The organism is Lignipirellula cremea, assembly GCF_056501455.1.
This window is the reverse complement of sequence record NZ_CM151415.1, coordinates 4,795,271-4,813,893: the sequence shown is the minus strand read 5'-3', so window position 1 is coordinate 4,813,893 and position 18,623 is coordinate 4,795,271. Positions and strand designations below refer to the sequence as shown.

General features: G+C 65.3%; 11 protein-coding genes and 1 tRNA gene. 2 read left to right on the top strand and 10 right to left on the bottom strand.

Annotation, left to right across the window (positions count from 1 at the left end):
- The first annotated feature begins 39 nt into the window (after positions 1-39).
- Positions 40-2,910, top strand: coding sequence for an excinuclease ABC subunit UvrA (gene uvrA / locus SH602x_RS18725; protein WP_479473762.1), 2,871 nt, complete (start codon positions 40-42; stop codon positions 2,908-2,910).
- Between the two features lie 198 nt (positions 2,911-3,108).
- Here uvrA (SH602x_RS18725) and crcB read toward each other — a convergent pair whose 3' ends face one another.
- The 6 genes from crcB to SH602x_RS18695 all read right to left on the bottom strand — a co-directional run bounded on the left by crcB (position 3,109) and on the right by SH602x_RS18695 (position 7,517).
- The gene (crcB, locus tag SH602x_RS18720; RefSeq protein WP_479473761.1) at positions 3,109-3,492 is read right to left on the bottom strand and encodes a fluoride efflux transporter CrcB; all 384 of its coding nucleotides are present in this window, start codon (positions 3,490-3,492) and stop codon (positions 3,109-3,111) included.
- 61 nt (positions 3,493-3,553) lie between these two features.
- Positions 3,554-3,973 (bottom strand): large-conductance mechanosensitive channel protein MscL, encoded by a 420-nt coding sequence (gene mscL / locus SH602x_RS18715; protein ID WP_479473760.1) that lies wholly within the window; start codon positions 3,971-3,973, stop codon positions 3,554-3,556.
- Between the two features lie 81 nt (positions 3,974-4,054).
- Positions 4,055-4,510 carry a hypothetical protein gene (locus SH602x_RS18710; RefSeq protein ID WP_479473759.1) on the bottom strand — a complete coding sequence of 152 codons (456 nt, stop codon included), beginning with the start codon at positions 4,508-4,510 and terminating at the stop codon, positions 4,055-4,057.
- A 37-nt stretch (positions 4,511-4,547) separates the two neighbouring features.
- Positions 4,548-4,621: transfer RNA gene (locus SH602x_RS18705), tRNA-Arg, on the bottom strand.
- 594 nt (positions 4,622-5,215) lie between these two features.
- Positions 5,216-6,139 (bottom strand): cupin-like domain-containing protein, encoded by a 924-nt coding sequence (locus tag SH602x_RS18700; protein WP_479473758.1) that lies wholly within the window; start codon positions 6,137-6,139, stop codon positions 5,216-5,218.
- A gap of 58 nt (positions 6,140-6,197) precedes the next feature.
- A complete protein-coding gene (locus SH602x_RS18695) occupies positions 6,198-7,517 on the bottom strand; it encodes a GNAT family N-acetyltransferase (RefSeq protein ID WP_479473757.1) in 1,320 nt (439 codons plus the stop codon).
- A gap of 186 nt (positions 7,518-7,703) precedes the next feature.
- On the opposite strand from SH602x_RS18695, the gene SH602x_RS18690 reads away from it, so the two are divergent.
- Positions 7,704-9,560, top strand: a complete 1,857-nt coding sequence (locus SH602x_RS18690) for a leucine-rich repeat domain-containing protein (protein ID WP_479473756.1) — start codon at positions 7,704-7,706, stop codon at positions 9,558-9,560.
- Between the two features lie 33 nt (positions 9,561-9,593).
- On the opposite strand, the gene SH602x_RS18685 is transcribed toward SH602x_RS18690, so the two are convergent.
- From SH602x_RS18685 to uvrA (SH602x_RS18670), 4 genes are all read right to left on the bottom strand, one after another.
- Positions 9,594-10,738, bottom strand: a protein-coding gene (locus SH602x_RS18685; protein ID WP_479472857.1) for an IS630 family transposase whose coding sequence is annotated in 2 segments (ribosomal slippage) — positions 9,594-10,291 and positions 10,291-10,738 — 1,146 coding nt in all. Because the reading frame shifts where the segments join, the coding sequence is not laid out codon by codon here.
- A 236-nt stretch (positions 10,739-10,974) separates the two neighbouring features.
- Positions 10,975-11,193, bottom strand: coding sequence for a type II toxin-antitoxin system HicB family antitoxin (locus tag SH602x_RS18680; protein WP_479473755.1), 219 nt, complete (start codon positions 11,191-11,193; stop codon positions 10,975-10,977).
- Entirely contained in the window at positions 11,190-11,444 is a 255-nt protein-coding gene (locus tag SH602x_RS18675) for a type II toxin-antitoxin system HicA family toxin (RefSeq protein WP_479473754.1), read from the bottom strand. Before SH602x_RS18675 ends, SH602x_RS18680 begins: the two co-directional genes overlap by 4 nt.
- A 26-nt stretch (positions 11,445-11,470) precedes the next feature.
- Positions 11,471-18,433: an excinuclease ABC subunit UvrA gene (uvrA, locus tag SH602x_RS18670; protein ID WP_479473753.1), complete on the bottom strand. Its 6,963-nt coding sequence runs from the start codon at positions 18,431-18,433 to the stop codon at positions 11,471-11,473.
- Between the last annotated feature and the right edge of the window lie 190 nt (positions 18,434-18,623).

Here is an 18,623-nt window from a genome sequence, read left to right as displayed (position 1 = left end):
CGCCCTCCGCTCAGGACGAACGAAGAGACGCGAGCGAGCATGGCGACCGCGATCGAAACGGAAGCGATCCGCATCCACGGGGCCCGCGTTCACAACCTGAAGGACGTCCACCTCGCGATCCCCCGCGACAAGCTGGTCGTCATCACCGGGGTCAGCGGCTCGGGCAAAAGCAGCCTGGCGTTCGATACGCTCTACGCCGAGGGACAGCGGCAATACGTCGAGTCCCTTTCCGCGCAGGCGCGACGCTTCTTTCGGCAGCTTGAACGGCCTGACGTCGACTACATCGAGGGGCTCGAGCCGACGATCTGCATCGATCAGCGGCGCTCCGCCACGCAGCGCCGCAGCTCGGTCGGAACGCTGACCGAGGTCTTCGACTTCCTGCGGGTGATGCTCGCCCGTCTCGGCACGCTGCACTGTCCCGGATGCGGCAAGCCGGTGAAGCAGACGCCGCTGGAACGCATCCAGCAGGACGCCCTCGATCTGCCCGACGGATCCAAGGCGATGATCCTCGCTCCCAAGGGGACGCTCTCCGGCGCGGAGCTTCGCGAGGCGCTCGAAAAATTGCAGGAGGCCGGCTTCCTCCGCGTCCGTCTGAACGGCAAGTTCTACGAACTCGACCGCTTCGCCGGCTGGCCGGGAGACGACCCGGTCTCGGTCGATCTGGTGCTCGACCGGGTGGTCGTTCGCGAGAAGTCCGCCCGGCGGATTCGCGAATCGATTCACCTTGCCGAACGCGAAGGTCGCGGCTCCGTCATTCTGTTCTTTCAGCCTCCCGGCGAAGCGAACGGCGTCGCGACAGAACGCCACGAAGAGGCGACGAACGGCGCGGCGGAGAAGAACGGAGCCGGCGAACACGCCGGATGGCAGGAGCGGGCCTACTGCACCGAGTTCGCCTGCTCCGACTGCGGCATCCAGATGGAGTCGGTCGAGCCGCGGGACTTCAGCTTCAACAGCCCCTACGGCGCCTGCCCGGCCTGCGACGGTCTCGGCCAGGCGGAGCGTTTCGATCCGGCGCTCGTGTTGCCCGGCGACGATTTCGCGGAGGGCCTGCTCGCGTCGCCCGCTTTCGTCGAGAACGGCTTCTTCGCGAAGCGACTGCGGGAAGAGTCGAAGCCGTTCTTCGGCGAACGTCCGGCGCTCGCGAAGCAGGCGTGGCGAAGCTGGTCCGCCGACGATCGCCGGGCGCTCTGGCGCGGAACGGCGACGTTTCCAGGACTCGCGACCGCGATGGAAGGCGCCTGGTCCTCGTGTACGCGCAAGAACGCGCTGGAGGAGATGGCGCCGTTCCGGGGCGACGTGCCGTGCGGCGAATGCGAGGGGTTGCGGCTGAATGCACGCGCTCGCAGCGTGAGCCTGCACGATCTGTCGCTGCGGGAGGCGCTGACCCTTCCGATCGACGATCTGCTGCCCCGACTTCGCGAGATGCCGTTCGACGAATCGGAAGCGAAGATCGCCGACCCGCTCGTGCGCGAGATCGTCAAGCGACTGGACTTCATGTCCCGCGTCGGCATCGGCTACCTCACGCTCGGCCGCGGCGTCGATACCCTCTCGGGCGGAGAGTTGCAGCGCACGCGGCTCGCAACCTGCGTCGGCGCGGGGCTGGTCGGCTGCTGTTACGTGCTCGACGAACCGACGGTCGGCCTGCATCCCCGCGACGACGATAACCTGATCGCCGCGCTTCGCGATCTGCAACGGCAGGGAAATACGCTCGTCGTGGTCGAGCATGACGAAGCGATGATGCGCGAGGCCGACTGGTTGATCGACATCGGCCCCGGCGCGGGCGAAGCGGGCGGAACCGTCGTCGCCGAAGGAACGCCGGAACAGGTCGCCCGCCACGCGACCTCGCTCACCGGTCAGTATCTTTCCGGCAGAAGGCGGATCGAGATCCCGACGCGCCGCGAATGCGATCGCGCGCCGATGATCACGCTGGCCGGCGCGTCCGCGAACAATCTCAGGGACGTGACGATCCGCGTCCCGCTGGGCCGGCTCACGTGCGTCACCGGCGTCTCGGGGTCAGGTAAGAGCACGCTCATCCACGATACGCTCGCGCGCGCTCTTCGTCGCAGCCTGGGCGAACGGGCGCCTGCGCCGGGCCGCTTCGCTCGACTGACCGGCGTCGAAGGAATCGACAAGCTGGTCGAAATCGATCAGGCGCCGATCGGACGTTCGCCGAAGAGCTCGCCCGCGACGTACGTGGGCGTCTTCGACGAGATTCGCAAGCTCTTCGCCACCACGAAGGAGGCCAAGCGACGCGGCTACGGCGCCTCGCGGTTCAGCTTCAACGTCGCGGGCGGTCGCTGCGAAACGTGTCAGGGTCAGGGCGTGACGCGGCTGGAAATGAACTTCCTGCCTGACCTCTACCTCACTTGCTCGGAGTGCAACGGCGCCCGGTTCAATCGTCAGACATTGCAGGTGCGCTACCGCGACCTGACGATCGCCGACGTGCTCGACTTGCCGGTGGAGCGGGCGTGCGAAACGTTCGACGCGGTCGAGGTCATCCGCCGACCGCTTGAGAGCCTGCGCGATGTCGGCCTCGGCTACCTGCGGCTGGGGCAATCGGCGGTCACGCTCTCGGGCGGCGAAGCGCAGCGGATCAAGCTCGCCGACCAGCTCGCGCGGCCCGACACGGGGCGGACGCTGTTTCTGCTGGACGAGCCGACGAGCGGCCTGCACCTGGACGACATTCGCAAGCTGCTCGAAATCCTTCAGCGCCTGGTCGACCGCGGGAACACGGCGCTGATCGTCGAGCATCACATGGAAGTCGTGAAATGCGCCGACTGGGTCATCGACCTCGGTCCCGACGGCGGCGCAGGCGGCGGACGACTGCTTGCCGAAGGTCCGCCCGAAACGATCGCCGCCTGCCCCGAGAGTCACACGGGCAAGGCCCTCGCTCAGGCGCTAAGGCCTTAGGCGATTCGTAGTCGTCGGACCAGCTCGATTCGTCAGGCTCAATGGTTCCGTGTGCCATGCCCACATCTCCGAAGGAAGGGTGGGCATGCTCCAGGGGCCGGCCGAACCTTACATGCCCACCCTGCTGGCGCGATGTGGGCATGGCACACTTGAAAGGCAAGAGTAGTCGAACCTCTGCATGATGCCGTCGAATCGACGCTATCCCCGAAGCGCTCGTCCCGCGATGATTCCCGCCGCGGCAAGCGCGAGGCCGACGATGACTTGTCCGCCGATGTAGAGGCCCGCGGCGAGCCAGCGTTCCTTCTCCGCCAGCGCGAAGCCTTCGACGCTGAAGGTCGAGAAGGTGGTGAACGCGCCGAGGAAACCCGTGCCGAGGGCGACTCGCAGCGCGCGATGCGAAGGGACCGCGTCGTTCGTCGCCCCGATCAGCAGGCCGAGCGCGAAGCAGCCGGCGAGGTTGACGGCTACCGTCGCCCAGGGGAACGACGGATTGGCGAGAAGTCGTCCGACGAGCATGCGGCTCACGGCGCCGAGGCTTCCGCCCACGGCGACTGACGCGACCTGCATCCACAGGCTGTCCAAGAGCGAGCTCCCTCAAATCGGGACGGACGGTTCAGCCTGAGTTCTGCTGAAGCGCCGGGTATTAGACCTTCGGCGACTTCAGCGAGTCGCGGATCTCGCGCAGCAGCAGGATCTCTTCGGGCGGGTCGGCGGCCTTGGCCGCCTCCTGCTTGCGCTCGAAGACCGCCTGGGCTTTTCGCAGAATCAGGACCAGCACGAACACGGCAGTCGCCACGATCAGGAAATCGACGACGGTCTGGACGAAGCTGCCCAGCAGGATCGAGGCGACCTCGCCCTCTTCGCCGGGCGCCTTGGTCGTCAGCGGGATCTTGTAGTCCTTGAACGGCACGCCCCCCTGCAGCAGGCCGAGCGGGGGCGTCAGGATGTCCGTGACGAACGAGTTGACGATCTTCCCGAAGGCGGCGCCGATGATGATGCCGACCGCCAGATCGACGACGTTGCCCCGAAAAATGAATGTGCGGAAATCGTTCAGGATGCCCATGGCGACGCTCCTCGGCGGCGATGTTTCGGAATGCTTCGGAGCGCCGTTGCGCTGTCGGAATCCAGCGGATCGGGCCGCCGCTTACGGCGCCGCAGGGGGCAGTTTCGTCATCGGAATCACGATGCGGCGATCTTCGTCACCGGTGTGAACCAGCCGATAGCCGATCTCCCCGGCTTTCGGCGCGACGAGGTGAAGCATTCCCTCCACGGAGTCGGCGCCCGAGATTTTCCAGAGCGTCCGTTCCTTGCCCGAAGCGTCTTCCGTCGAGACCTTCGCGAGCATCACCTCGTGCTGGGACGTCGCGATGAGCGTGCAGAAACTGGTGTCGCCGAACTCTGTCAGCCCGCATCGATTCGGATCGAGATTGAGCGTTCCCTTGCCGGAGTCGCCCGTCAGTTCGAATTCGATCCAGAACGTGTGGTATCCGCCGACGCGTTCGGGCAGATGATCGCTGGTCAGACGGATCGGCTCTGCGAAAGCGGTCACGCTTCCGACGAGGAACGCGATACCGAAAACGAGAGTTTTGAGGGCGGACATCGCAATCCTTTCGATCCGACAAGACGACCGACGAGAGTACCCCGGGCGGGATTCGAACCCACGACCTACGGTTTAGGAAACCGTCGCTCTATCCAACTGAGCTACCGGAGCGTGCGCTCTATTTTGACCTCCCGCGCGCGAAGCGGAAAGGGGAACGAACGAGGCCGTTTCGCCGTCAACGCCGGTCGCCTTCCGATGATCAGCCCTCTTTCGAAGAACCGCCGGCATCGAGCGTCCTAAGGATAAGAGCGACCAAGTCTCCCGTGGTTCGGACGCCCTCTCCGTCTGCCGGAAGGCTCAGGCCGAACTCCTCTTCGAGTTCCATGAGGATTTCGACCCGATCTAGCGAGTCAAGATTCCGTTCGCCTAGAAGCGAATGAAGATCATGGAAGCGACTGTCCGTGGTCCGTCGAACGAGCGCGTCGAGCCGCCGCCGCGTCGACATCGAACGGACGGAGTCGAACGCTTCGGCGCCCGTCGATGCTTCGACGAACCAGAGAAGCGTGCCGCAGCAAGGGCACGGCCCGTCACCGCCGAACAGCGAAGGCTCGACGCGAATCTGCGACTTGCAGACGGGGCAACGCGCCGGCTCGCCTTCCGGAGTGCGAGAGGAAATCGACATGACGGCGGCTTCGATCGAGAAGAGACGCCGTCAGTTTACCGCCTGCTTTCGGACATGACGAATTCGAAGTGTCGCCCGCGACCTCAGTTCGACTTCGACCCGCCTACCAGCTTCTTGCACGCGCGCAGGCCGGAGTAGAGCCCGAACTTCCAGCGGTCGGCGAAAGGCGAGGCGCCAGGCATGGCGGGGGAGAGGCCGATCCGGCGAAGCTTGCGGTTCACCCAGTGGACCGAGCGACGACGATCCGACGCGGCGGTCTGAAAGGTGATGCTGAACGAGATTGACGGCTCGTTTCCGTTCTTCACGTAGTGCGGCGCGTGGACCGGGAAGTGGAGCGCGTCGCCGGGCGACAGGTCGAAGAACTTCGCCTTGCTGTCGAACTCGTCCCGCCATTCCAGATTGCGGTGACCGCCGGCGAACAGGATTTCGAGATCCTGCTGCGACGCGAGCGTCCGGTCATGCTGGTCGAACATGGCGACCCGCTTCGTTCCCTGAATCTGCAACAGGAAGTTGTTCTCCGGGTCGATGTGGAACGGCGTCATCGAGTTCGGCGACGACACGAAGACGAAGCCCATCCGCAGGAACATGCCGGGCGACGATTCTTCCGACAGCGGTCGCAGTTCGTCGAGGCAGTCGTCGAGCAGCCGCTTGAACTCCCGATCACGTTCGACGTTCTTGAGGACCATCCAGGAGTTGCAGGTCTGGATGCGGCGGATCGTCTCCTCGATGGAGAGACCGTTCTGCGGGCCGTCCTTGCGTCCGTAGCCGACGGCGATGTCGCCCTGGTTGTATTCGACGGAGGACTGCGGCAGGCGCCGGCTCAACTCCACGAGTCGCTCCAGCCGGAAAAGGGGATGCTCGGCCAGCGCGTGCTTCAGCGTGAACGGCCGAACGTTGAACGAGTCCCGGAACTCCGCGACGTCGACCTGCGGGAAGACCGTCTGCGGCGCCGCAGGTTCGGCGGAGGAAGCACGCGGCGAGGCGACGGCGGCTGCGGAAAGGATCATCTTCGGAAACTCTCGGATCTAGCGAATCAGAATTTGTGTTCTGGCGAGCGGGACGGCGTCAGCTTTCCGCTGCGTGCCCGTGGTCTGCCGTCGATCGATGCTTCTTCTTCCGGCGAAGTCGCTTGACGGTCTTCGCGACGAAGCGTTCGGTCCAGTTCAGCGCCGAGAGCCCCGCGATGGCGAAGTCCCCCGACGGTCTGCCCGTGCTGAACCAGAGAGACTGCATCAGGCGCCGGCCGCGCCACAGGCGGTCGATCATCGGATGGTTCGGCTGCGCGCAGGAATCGACCCAAGCGAGCTTCTTCGCGTGCAGCGTCTCGAGGAAGAGCAACTCCTGCACGACGCCCGGCGATCGTTTCGCGTGGGCTTCGGCGAAAGCCGTTTTGAAGTAGTAGGCGCCGCCCGCACAGGCGAAGGCGACGTTCATCGCCAGCGGCTCGCCGTCGAGCGTCATGCGATGGGCGATCAAACGATTCGACGCCGCGGCGGCGGACCAGACTTCGTCGAGATAGCGTGCGTGACTTTCGTGTGCGGCGAAGGAGGTACCCCGCTCCCCCTTCCAGCCGGAGTTTTCGAGCCGGAGAAAATCGCTTCGCCACGCCTCGGCATCGCACGACTGATCGAAGGCTTCGAAGGCGAAGGCGCCCTCTTCGACCAGGCGACGGTGGGCCCGGCGGGACTCGTGGCGATTCTTGCGGGACCAGTGTTTCGCGAGATAGGCCTCGGCATCGGCTTCGGGACGGAACTCCGCGCGGGCGAACTGTCGCGCGACGAAGGAAGCGTCTCCTCGCTTCTGCAGGGAGGCGACGAACTGTTTCAGAACGGGTCCGTCAGCCGGCAGCCAGGAGAGCAGAAACGTGCTTCCTCCCCGGCGATCATTCCGGAGCCAGTCGAGGAAGGCCTCGACCGTTTCCTCGGCGACGTCCTCGCGAACGAGCGGCGTTCCGCAGTAGGCGTAGTCATGACGCCAGGTCGCGAGACCGGGAGCGCGGCGACCGCGAAAGCTCAGGCGACGCTGCACCGGGACGACCGCGCACCAGACGGGCTCCGGTCGTTTCGGATCGAGCGAACGGCCTTCGACGACGACGAGCGCGGCCTGATCGGGACGGGCCAGATGACGCAGCGCGGGCAGAAGCTGTTGCGGCTCGTAGAAGACGTTCGGTTCGGCCGCGCAGTCGACGAGTTCCTGCCAGCGATCTGCCGATGCTTCGGCTTCTTCGAGACTGATCTCGCGGACGACGTAGGGGTCGCAGACGGGGCGGGGGCCCGGCGCGACGACGCCCTTCGCCTTCGCGGCGCCCTGCTTCGCAGAGTTCTGCTTCGGGCGGGGCTCTGCCGTGGGGGACGGGGAACCGGGATCGGTAGCGGCGACGTGCATCGGCGGCGTCAGGCTAAGGGGGACTTTCCTTTCGAGGTTAATCGGGCGCCCTGCCCTTCCTAGTCGCGGTCCGACCGACCTGCGTTAAAGTCGCGTTCGCCGTATCGAATTTGCCGACGACGGCAGGCGAAGAGTATGCTTCTCCTGACGACTTCCGCGCTCCGTACCCGCTGTAACGACCGCGCTGTGCCTTGCCGCCGCCGATTTCTAAGCGCCGTCGCGACGCTGACGGCGGTTGCCGCTTTGCCGGGGTCGCGTCTGCGGGCGGTCGATCCGCCTGCGGCGCTGCGCGATCTGGAGACGAAGTTCGCGAACGATCTGGCCCTCGTCGCGGACAAATGCGACGAACTGGGCCTCGCTCAGGAGGCGTCGATCACCCGGCAGTGGGCGGTCGTTCCCCGCCCGGATCAGGCGTTTCTGTACCTGCCCGACGAAGATGCCCTGCCTCGGGATGAAAAACTCTCCGACGCCGGTCGGTACTGGAAACGAAAGTTCCTCGAACTTCGCGCAGCCTTCGCGGGAGAGCTCTTCGCTCTGGCGATCGATCGCGCGAGCGGACTGCTCTGGTCGGATCGCTTCCGCCTGATCTGGAGGACGCTACGGGAGAATCCGACCCATGCCGACGCGCGGCGGATTCTGGCGATCGATCCGCCGGACGCGGAGGGCCGTCCCGCGGTCGAACGCGTCCGCGTCAGCGACGGTCGCTACGAATATCCCGACATCGGCTGGCGCCCCCGGTCGTGGACCAGCTGCAAGTCCGACCGGTTCGACCTGGCGACGAACGCCGGCGCCGACGCGGGACGCGAGCTCGCGCGAAGGCTGGAACGGTATCGTCTGCTCTGGCTCCAACTCTTTCCCGAGCGCTGGCTGGGGGAGACGGAGTTCCAGACGGCGCTCCAGCCGGGCCGTTTCCTGAGATATCCGAACAAGACGCATCGCGTCGTGCTGTTCGCCGATAAGGCGGAGTACGTCGCCTACCTGGAACAGTACGTTCCGCGCGTCGCCGAATCGAAAGGCGTCTACAGCGATCAGCGGAAGGTCAGCTACTTCTTCGCCGGCGACAAGGCAGACGAATCGACGATCGTCCACGAACTGGGGCATCAGCTCTTTCAGGAGATCGGCAGCGTCGGCGACGAAGTCGGCAGAGCCTGCAACTTCTGGATCGTGGAAGGGATCGCGACGTACTTGGAATCGCTACGGCCGGAGGGTTCCCGGCAGATCCTGGGGGGCTTCACGACGAAGCGGATGCAGAACGCGCGCTACCGCCTGCGACACGCCGGCCAGTGGATGCCGGCGGACGAGTTCGCCGACCTGGCCTTCTCCGAATTCGGAGAGCAGGAGGATCTGCCGTTCGTTTACTCGCAGGGCGCCGGGCTGTCGCATTACTTTCTGCACGGCGTGCCCGACGCGGCGCGTGCCGGGTTTCTGCAGTATCTCGACGACGTCTACCTCGATCGCGATCCTCCCGAAGCGCTCTTCCGCCGCACGGGCATGACGCCCGAGGAGGTTCGCGAAGGCTACCTCGCCTTTCTCGATGTCACCGATGACGATCTCGCCGCGGTCGGCGATGCGGAAGCGCTCGCCACGGTCGATCTTTGCCTCGCGCAAACGAGCGTGACTGACCGCGGCATGCGAGAGGTCGCGCGGTTCGAGAATCTGGACTGGCTCGATCTCGCTGGGACGAAGCTCTCGCCTGCCGGCGTGCGCGAGGTCGGCGCTCTGAAAAAGCTCGTCACCCTCGACCTGCAAGGGGCGAAGGTCGACGCCGAGGCGCTGCGTGCGATCGCGAGTCTGCCCAGGCTCGAAGATCTGGTCCTGTCCGACGCGAACATCGACGACGACTCGCTCGCGATTCTCGAAGAGTGCGGGACGATCTCGACGCTCGCGCTCAATCGCACCGCCGTCACGGATGCCGGCGTCGAAAAGCTGGTCGCCGCCCTGCCCTCGCTCACGTCGCTCAGCGTGGTGGGAACCGACGTCAGCGAAGCGACGGCGAAGAAGCTGGAAGCGTCGCGGGCAGGGCTGAGCGTGCGGGTCGAGTAGCTGCGTGTGTAGTAGTCGACCAAGCCTTATTCGTCAGGCGTTGGGGTAGAGATGTTTGAGTTTGACGCGAGCGTCGTCCGTCGTGAAGCGCCAGGTCGCAGCCTGACGCAGGCGGTTGCGTTCGCGCTGCCAGACGGCCATCGCTTCGTCCATCTCGGCCGCGCTTTCGAAGCGTCGCCCGACGCACTGCCGCGTCAGGACGGAAAGCTCGAACTCGGCCATGTTGAGCCAGCTGCCGTTCTTGGGCGTGTAGACGATCCGCAGGCGCTGGGCCAGGCGATGCGCCCGCTCGGCGTCGAAGGCATGGTACAGGCTCGCGACGTCGTGCGTGTTGAGGTTGTCGCAGACCAGCGTGACGAGTTCGGCCCGGGGATAGTCCCGCTCGAGCAGCTCGGCGACTTCTTCGGCCCAGTCGACTCGCGTTCGACCGTCGCGACCGGAGACGCGACGCCAGCCGCCGACGGGATCGAAGAACAAGAAGATCGACCGCACGCCGCGGCGCTCGTAGTGATGGTCCTCGCGGCGGGGCTGGCCCGGCGTCATCGGCAGCGACGGCTCGACGTCGGCCAGGATCTGCTTGGCCGCCTCGTCCATGCAGATCAGCACGTGCTCGTCGTCGAACGATTCGGCGTAGACGTCGAGCAGCTTCTCCATGCGGGCGACGAAGCGGGCGAGATCCTTCTCCGGGATGCAGAAGCGCCGCGTCCGCCAGGGCTGCAGCCTGTTTTTTTGAGCGTCTGGCGAACCGTCTCTTCGGAGACCTTCGTCACGATCGACAGCCGCATCGCCTCGTCGGCCAGAAGCTGCATCGTCCAGGCCTTGCGTCCGCCGGGCGGCGTCGAGCAGGCCAGCAGAACGAGCTTCGCTTCGGAGCGACCGTCGAAGATCGGCTGGACGCCGGGAGCCGAGCGGGCCTTCCGTTCGATCGCCGCGGCGACGTTTCCTTCGCGGACGAAGGCTTGCCGAATCCGGCAGACCTGCCGCTCGGAGAGCCCCACGATCTCGGCGATCGTGCCGTCGGTGCGACGACCGTCGACGTGCTCGCGATCGGACAGGAGCAGGATCCTCGTCCGGCGAACTTTCGCCGCCGGCGAGTCCCCTTTGCGGACGAACGCCGCGAGCTCCGCCCGGGTCTCAGGCGTCAGACGAACTTCCAGCTTTTCGTTCGTTGCCGGCATCCCTGCCTCCGCGAAAATCGAAAACGATCCCTCGACTCCCTCCGCGAAATCAGGTTAACCTCCGCCTGACGAATAAAGCCAGGTCGACTAGTAGGTCAGGCATTGCCTGACGGCTACTTCAATCGACGTCGAACCGAGTCAGCGGTGCGCTCGCGAAGCGGACGCCGGGGGAGCATCGTAGCGCCGACCTGCCGTCGTCAGGCGATGCCTGACCTACCGAAAGCGACCTGCCCACGTCAGGCGGCATGATAAATCGCGGGCCGGTACTTGGGCGGCGGAATCGGCTTTCCCTCCGCCTTCGCCGCTTCCAGCCACGCGGCTTTCGCGAGCAGGAGTTCTTCCAGCGCTTGCTGAGGCGTCTCGCCGAACGCGGAACAATGCGTCAGGTCGGGGATGTCCGCGATCCATCCGCCGTCTTCGTCGCTCGCGAACAGGTTGATGTGGTAGTCGCTCATTCGTCGTTGCCCAAGGTCAAGTTATGCCGTTCGACGAGGTGCAAAAACTGTCGAACTTGATACGGCTTAGCCTCGCCGCGCACCCGCTGAAGATTGACCAGTTCGTCGATGTCTGGATGTGCGAAGACGTGGTGGCTTCCGTTCGTTCTTGAAAGTCGAAAGCCGAACGCCTCGACCAGCGAACGCAGATCGTCGAACCTTACGTTCGACTGCGAAATCGCCAGCCGCTTCAATAGCTTACGACGATTCAACGTCTCATGCCTCCGAAATAGTCGCGCTACTTCCCCCCCGCCTTACTCGCATGCTCGGCGAGGAACTTGCGGAAGGCGGCGTCGTCGGCCTGGCGGCGCTCGGTGAAGGAGATGGTGATCCGCGTGCCGCGGGGGTCGGACTCGACCTGCCGATCGAAGCCGAATTCGGAGACGCTCCCCTGCGTGTAGCCGTCGGTTCCTTCCAGCGTCAGATAGACGCCGTCAGGTTTCTTCGTGTAGACCGTCGCCCAGGCGGAGGTACGGCCTGGAAGAGAGACCGGCGCGGCGGACTGGTTGGTCCAGACCCATTCTGCCGCGGGCGCCGCTTCTTCGACGGCAGCCACGACCGACCGCAGCAGGTTCAGGTCCCACTTCGGCTCCTTGCCGATCGGAAAGCCCTTTCGCGATTCGTGCCAGCGGCGACCCAGTTGGCGCCAGGGCATCAGCGCCTCGCGGGAGAAGCCCTCTTCGCCCACGATCGAGAGGTAGCCTTCGCGGGCCTTCTCCAGAACGTCCCAGAACTCCGGCTGGTCGAGTTCCGAAATTCCGTTCGCGTCGATCTGGATCTCGACGAACGGACCCTTCATCGACTTGACGTGAATTCGCGGATCGTTGCCGTAGACTGGCAGGTCCGGAAGGTCGTTGTACGACTTGAGCGGAATCCGTTCGCGCAGCGATTCTTCGCGGAAGAGGCCCTTCTTCGTGCGGAACTTCAGCTTCACCACCCAGGTCTCGCCCGTGATGGCATGGAAGAACCAGCCGTCGGTCTTCTTGGGCGCGGCGATCTCGACGACGCTGCGATGATTCCAGTTCGTCTCGCCGAGCCCGCCGAGTTCTTCGAGCCGATCGACGATCCGGCTGACGATCTCCTTGTCCCACTCGACGGGCTTGCCGTAGCGGTCGACGACGTCCTGGGTATGCCACTTGCGACCGTCCGCTTCCCACGGCATGGGAACGTCGGACGCGATGTCGCCCCCCTTCGATTCGGCGAGCATTTCGCGAAACTGCTGCGTGGCGTCGAGCGGCGCGCGGAACTTCCGCGGACTTTCGTCGAGCGGACGCTTCAGCGCCTCGCCGGTATGGCTGCGCAGAAGCGTCTCGGTCGCAGAGCCGTTCTTCGCCGCGTTCTCCCGCTCCCGCATCGCATGCGCGACGATCTGCTCCGGCGTTCCTTCCGCGACCAGGCGTCCTCCCTCGGCGCCTGCCTCGGGGCCCATCTCGATCACCCAGTCGACCGACTTGATCAGGTCGAGATTGTGTTCGATCACGACGACCGAGTTGCCCAGATCGACCAGCCTCTGGAGCACCTCCAGCAACTTCTTCAAATCCGAGAAATGCAGGCCGACCGTCGGTTCGTCGAGCAGGTAGAGCGTGCGCCCCGTATCGGGTCGCGACAGTTCCCGCGCCAGCTTCACGCGCTGCGCCTCGCCGCCTGACAGAGTCGGCGCCGGTTGCCCCAGCGTGACGTAGTCCAGGCCGACGTCGCACAGCGTCTGCAGGATCTTGCGGATCTTCGGGATATTGGCGAAGCGATCGCGGGCTTCGCCGCAGGTGAGGTCCAGGACGTCGCTGATCGACAGTCCGTCGTACTTCACCTCCAGCGTCTCGGGGTTGTAGCGCTTGCCCGCGCACTCGTCGCACTCGATCCAGACGTCGGGCAGGAAGTGCATCTCGATCTTGAGCTGCCCGTTCCCTTCGCACTTCTCGCAGCGACCGCCCGCGGCGTTGAAGCTGAACCGGCGCGCGGAGTAGCCGCGGAGCTTTGACGCCGGAAGCTGGGCGTAGAAGTCGCGAATCAGTTCGAAGAGCCCCGTGTAGGTCGCGGGGTTCGACGAGGGCGAGTTACCGAGCGCCTGCTGGTCGACCTGGATAACCTTGTTGATATGCTCCAGGCCGAGAATCTCGCGATGAGCGCCGGGCGTCGCGGTCGCACGATGGAGACGCTTCGCGAGCGAGTTGAAGAGGATGTCGTTGACCAGCGAACTCTTGCCGCAGCCGCTGGGACCCGTCACCGCGGTCAGCGTCCCGAGCGGGAACGAAACTTCGACGTTCTTGAGGTTGTGATGCACGGCCCCGGTGACGGTCAGCCGCGGCGTCTGGTCGGTGACCTCGCGCAGGTTGGTCGGGATCGGGATATCTTCCTTGCCCGAGAGAAAGGGCCCCGTGACCGACTTTCGCGAGGTGAGAATCTTCTGCGGCGAACCTTGGGCGACGATCGTTCCGCCGTTGACGCCGGCGCCGGGACCGAAGTCCATGATCTCGTCGCTGGCTTCGATCACCTCGCGCTCGTGTTCGACGACGAGCAGCGTGTTCCCCAGGTCGCGGAGCTTTTTGAGCGCGTCGAGCAGCCGGCGGTTGTCGCGCGGGTGCAGGCCGACGGTCGGTTCGTCCAGTACGTACAGCACGCCGCACAGGCCGCTGCCGAGCTGGCTCGCCAGGCGGATGCGCTGCGCCTCGCCGTTCGACAGGCTGTTGGCGTTGCGTCCGAGCGTGAGGTACTCGAGGCCGACGTCGACGAGGAACCGCAGGCGGTTATCGACTTCGCGGAGGGCCTCGCCGCCGATCTTGGTTTCGCGGGCGTCGAGTTCCCACGTCTTCACCACGTCGATCAGTTTGCCGAGCGGAAGGCGCCCGTAATCGTCGATCGTCCGATCGTGATAGCGGACCGCGCTGGCGTCGTCGCGGAGGCGACTGCCGCTGCAGGTCTGGCACTCGACTTCGTCGACGTACTGCGCGAGCTTGCTGCGGAAGGTCGGCGACAATCGCGAGGCTTCTTCCAGCGATGGAAAGAATCCCTTGAACTGGAAGCGGAACAGAACCCGATCGGAGCCTTCCGCCGTCACCGCGTAGCGCGTGTCGCCCGTGCCGTAGTAAATCGCCCGGCGCTGCCGCGCGGGAAGTTCGTCGAACGGAACGTCGAGCGGGATCTTGTTCTCTTCCGCGAATACGTCGAGCATCCGTCGCGCGACGGGAAGCGCCACGTTCGGCCAGAGCGCGAGCGCGCCCTCGGCAAGGGTCAGTCGCGGACTGTTCAGCAGCGCCAGCGGATTAGCGCCGACCTGCGTGCCCAGCCCTTCGCAGGAAGGACACCAGCCGAGCGGACTGTTGAACGAAAAGTGATGCGGAGCGAGCGCTTCGAAGCTCCGTCCGCAGCTCGTGCAGGCCATGTGCCGGCTGTGGATCTGGGTTTCCCACTTCGGCTCGTCGACGCCTTCCTGCGGGAAGACGACGTGCATGACGCCCTTGCCCAGGGAGAGCGCGTTCTCGACGCTGTCGGCCAGGCGCGAGCGCTGATCCTTCTTGATCTGAATCCGGTCGACGATCGCCTGCACTTCATGCTTCCGGCGGCGGTCGATCTTCGGCGCCTCGTCCAGCGAGACGGTCTGGCCGTCGATGCGAACGCGGACGTAGCCCTGCCCCCGCAGATCGTCCCAGAGGTTCTCGTACTTCTGACCGACCGGCACGTCGAGCGGCGCGGCGAGATATGCCCGCGTCCCTTCCTCCAGGTCGAGCAGCGCGTCGACGATCTGATCGGTCGTCTGCGTGCCGACCGGGATATCGCAAGCGGGGCAATACGCCTTGCCGATCCGCGCGAAGAGGACGCGGAAGTAGTCGTAAATCTCCGTGACGGTGCCGACGGTCGAGCGGGGCGTCGCGCCGAGGTTCTTCTGCTCGATCGCGACCGCGGGGGAGAGACCTTCGATGGAGTCGAAGCGGGGCTTCTGCACCTGGCTGACGAACTGCCGGGCGTAGGAACTGAGGCTTTCGACGTAGCGCCGCTGACCTTCCGCGTAGATCGTGTCCATCGCGAGCGACGTCTTGCCGGAGCCCGACGGTCCGCAGAAGACCGTCATCGCGTCGCGCTGGATCGTGGCATCGACGCCGCGAAGGTTATGCTGCGACGCGCCCAGGACGCGGACCGATTCCATCGGCTTGGTGCGGGTCTTCAGCTTCCGCGGCTTCGCGAGATCGCCGGGCTTGGCGGAGAAGATCTTCTTGAGCGCGCGGCCGGTATACGATCGCGCGCACTTCGCGCAATCCTCCGGCGTGCCGGCGAAGACGATCTCTCCGCCGCCTGATCCCCCCTCAGGGCCGAGGTCGACGATCCAGTCGGCGGTCTTGATGACGTCGAGGTTGTGCTCGATGACGACGACGGAGTTGCCCTGCTCGACGAAGGCGTGCAGCACGCGGAGGAGATGCGCGATGTCTTCGAAGTGAAGCCCCGTCGTGGGCTCGTCGAGGACGTACATCGTCTTGCCGGTGCTGCGCTTGGAGAGCTCCCGCGCGAGCTTGATCCGCTGAGCCTCGCCACCCGAGAGCGTCGGCGAAGGCTGACCCAGATGGAGGTAGTCCAGACCGACGTCGTGGAGCGTCTTGAGCTTGTCGCGGATCTTCGGCTGGTTCTCGAACAGTTCCAGCGCCTGGCTGACGTCCATCTCCAGGACGTCGGCGATGTTCTTCCCTTTGAAGCGGATCTGCAGCGATTCGCGATGGAAGCGCTTCCCCTGACAGACCGGGCACGTGACCCAGATGTCTGCCAGGAAGTCCATCTCCAGCTTGGTCGCGCCGTTTCCTTCGCACGCTTCGCAGCGTCCACCCGCGACGTTGAAGCTGAACCGCCCCGGCGCGTAGCCGCGACGCTTGGCGTCGGGCATCTGCGCGAAGAGGTTGCGGATCTCGTCCCAGAGTTTGACGTAAGTCGCGGGGTTCGAGCGGGGCGTCCTGCCGATCGGCGACTGGTCGATCGCGATCAGCTTGTCGAGCAGGTCGATCCCTTCGATCGAGTCGTACTCGCCCGGTTTCCCCTCGCCCAGGTTCAGATCGCGATGGAGGGCCTCCATCAGCACGTCATTAATCAGCGAGCTTTTGCCTGAGCCGCTGACGCCGGTGATGCAGACCAGCGCGCCCAGCGGAATCTCGGCCGTGACGTCGCGGAGATTGTTGTGTTTGGCGCCGCGGATGACGATCTTGCGGTCGCCGACGGGCCGGCGCTTCTCGGGGATCGCGATCGACTTCCTGCCGGACAGGTAGGCGCCGGTGACGCTCCGTTCGTTGTTGGCGAGTTCCTGCGAGTCGCCCATCGCGACCAGTTCGCCGCCGCGAACGCCGGCGCCGGGACCGAAGTCCAGGATCGTATCGGCGGCCCGCATGGTGTCTTCGTCATGCTCGACGACGACGACCGTGTTGCCGAGATCCCGCAGGCGGAGCAGCGACTTCAGAAGCCGATCGTTATCGCGCGGATGCAGCCCGATCGACGGCTCGTCGAGCACGTAGGTCACGCCGACCAGTCCCGAACCGATCTGGCTGGCAAGACGGATCCGCTGCGCTTCGCCGCCTGAGAGCGTCGGCGCCGTTCGATCGAGCCGGAGGTAGTCGAGCCCCACGTCGAGCAGAAAGCCGAGGCGGTTGCGGATTTCCTTCAGCGCCTCGCCGGCGATCTTCGTTCCGGCGCCGTCCAGGCGGAGCTGCTGAAAGAAGTTCGACGCCGCGGTGATCGACAGACCGCACAGGTCGGGCAGCGAAAGCGACGGCGCCTCGACGAAGTCGGAATGCTCGGTCTCGATCCGGACCGCCCGCGCCTGCTCGTTCAGTCGCGCGCCTTCGCAGGCGGGGCAGACCTGCGTCCGCATGAACTTTTCGAGGGCGGCGCGATGCAGCTTGGACGTGCTGCTCTTGTACTTGTCGAGCAGTTCGGCGGCGATGCCTTCGAACGTGCCGCCGTACATCATCGGCGACTTGCCGCTGCGCCAGGTGAAGGTGATGTGGGTATCGCCCGTCCCCCAGAGCCACTGCTTTCGAAACGCCTCGGGCAATTCCTCCCAGGACGTTTCGATCAGGTAGCCCGCTTCCAGTTCGTGGATCCGTTCGAGCGTTTCGCCGACCCCCTTGAGGACGTGACGGCGCCAGCGACTGATCTCCTTCCAGGGTCCGAGCGGCGCGAACGCGCCCTTCTCGATCGAGAGCGACGGGTCGGGAATGATCAGGTCTTCGGCGAACGTGTACTGCGTGCCGATGCCGTCGCACGAACGGCACATGCCGCGGGGGCTGTTGAAGCTGAAAAGCTGCGGGCTCGGCGCCTCGAAGCTGCGCGAGCACGGGATGCAGGCGTAGGCCATCGAGAAGACCAGGTCGCTGGACTTCCCCTTCTTCAGCTTCTTCCCGGCCCGGCCCGTTTTTACGACGGTTTCTGCATCCTCGTCGTCGTCATCGTCTGCGGCGTCCTGCGCGCGAACGGGAAGGGTTTCCGCGACCGGTTCGGACTCTGCATCGTCTTCGAGCGCGACGAGCAGCGACCCTTCGCCCAGCTTGAGCGCGGTATCGACGGCCTCGGCCAGGCGCGCTCGAATCGAGGGCTTCACCGCCAAGCGATCGACGACGACCTCGATGTCGTGCCGCATCCGGCGGTCGAGTTCGATCTTCTCGCTCAGCGGCTGGGTCTCGCCGTCGATCCGGGCGCGATGAAAGCCCTGCCGGCGGAGCGAGTCGAACAGGTCCTTGAACTCGCCCTTCTGTCCGCGTGCGAGCGGGGCGAGGAGGCTGAACTTCGTTCCGCTGGGGAGCGACAGGATCTGCCCCAGGATCTGCTCCCGCGTCTGGGCCGAGACGGGACGACCGCACGTGGGGCAGTACTGCACGCCGACGCGGGCGTAGAGAACGCGCAGAAAGTCGTAGATCTCCGTGATCGTGCCGACGGTCGACCGCGGATTATTGCCGGACGACTTTTGGGAGATCGAAATCGACGGCGTCAGGCCGGACATAAAATCCACGTCCGGCTTGGGCATGTTCCCGAGGAACTGCCGCGCGAACGTGGAGAGGCTTTCGATGTAGCGCCGCTGACCTTCGGCGAAGAGCGTGTCGAAGGCGAGCGAGCTCTTGCCTGAGCCGCTGACGCCCGACAGACAGATCAGTTGATTTCGAGGCAGGACGACGTCGACGCCGCGGAGGTTGTGTTCTCGGGCGCCACGAATGACGATGTCGGACGAAATCATGGACGACGTGCGGAAGGACGGAGGCCGAAACGCCGGGAGGAGAAGGACTCCGTACGATTCCTACGACCGGCGAAATCGGTGCGAACGAACATTCTACGGGCGTTCAGCGCCCTTGCCCATGATGGCGGACAGCGCTCGCAGCGGGGGCAGGCGGGGTTGCAGGAGACTCTTGGTTCGAGGCGCGGAGCGG

Excerpts from the sequence above, each read along its gene's own strand:
- uvrA (WP_479473753.1), bottom strand. The coding sequence starts at position 18,433 with ATGATTTCGTCCGACATCGTCATTCGTGGCGCCCGAGAACACAACCTC.
- mscL (WP_479473760.1), bottom strand. The coding sequence starts at position 3,973 with ATGGGCATCCTGAACGATTTCCGCACATTCATTTTTCGGGGCAACGTC.
- uvrA (WP_479473762.1), top strand. The coding sequence starts at position 40 with ATGGCGACCGCGATCGAAACGGAAGCGATCCGCATCCACGGGGCCCGC.
- SH602x_RS18680 (WP_479473755.1), bottom strand. The coding sequence starts at position 11,193 with ATGAGCGACTACCACATCAACCTGTTCGCGAGCGACGAAGACGGCGGA.
- SH602x_RS18710 (WP_479473759.1), bottom strand. The coding sequence starts at position 4,510 with ATGTCCGCCCTCAAAACTCTCGTTTTCGGTATCGCGTTCCTCGTCGGA.
- SH602x_RS18695 (WP_479473757.1), bottom strand. The coding sequence starts at position 7,517 with ATGCACGTCGCCGCTACCGATCCCGGTTCCCCGTCCCCCACGGCAGAG.
- SH602x_RS18700 (WP_479473758.1), bottom strand. The coding sequence starts at position 6,139 with ATGATCCTTTCCGCAGCCGCCGTCGCCTCGCCGCGTGCTTCCTCCGCC.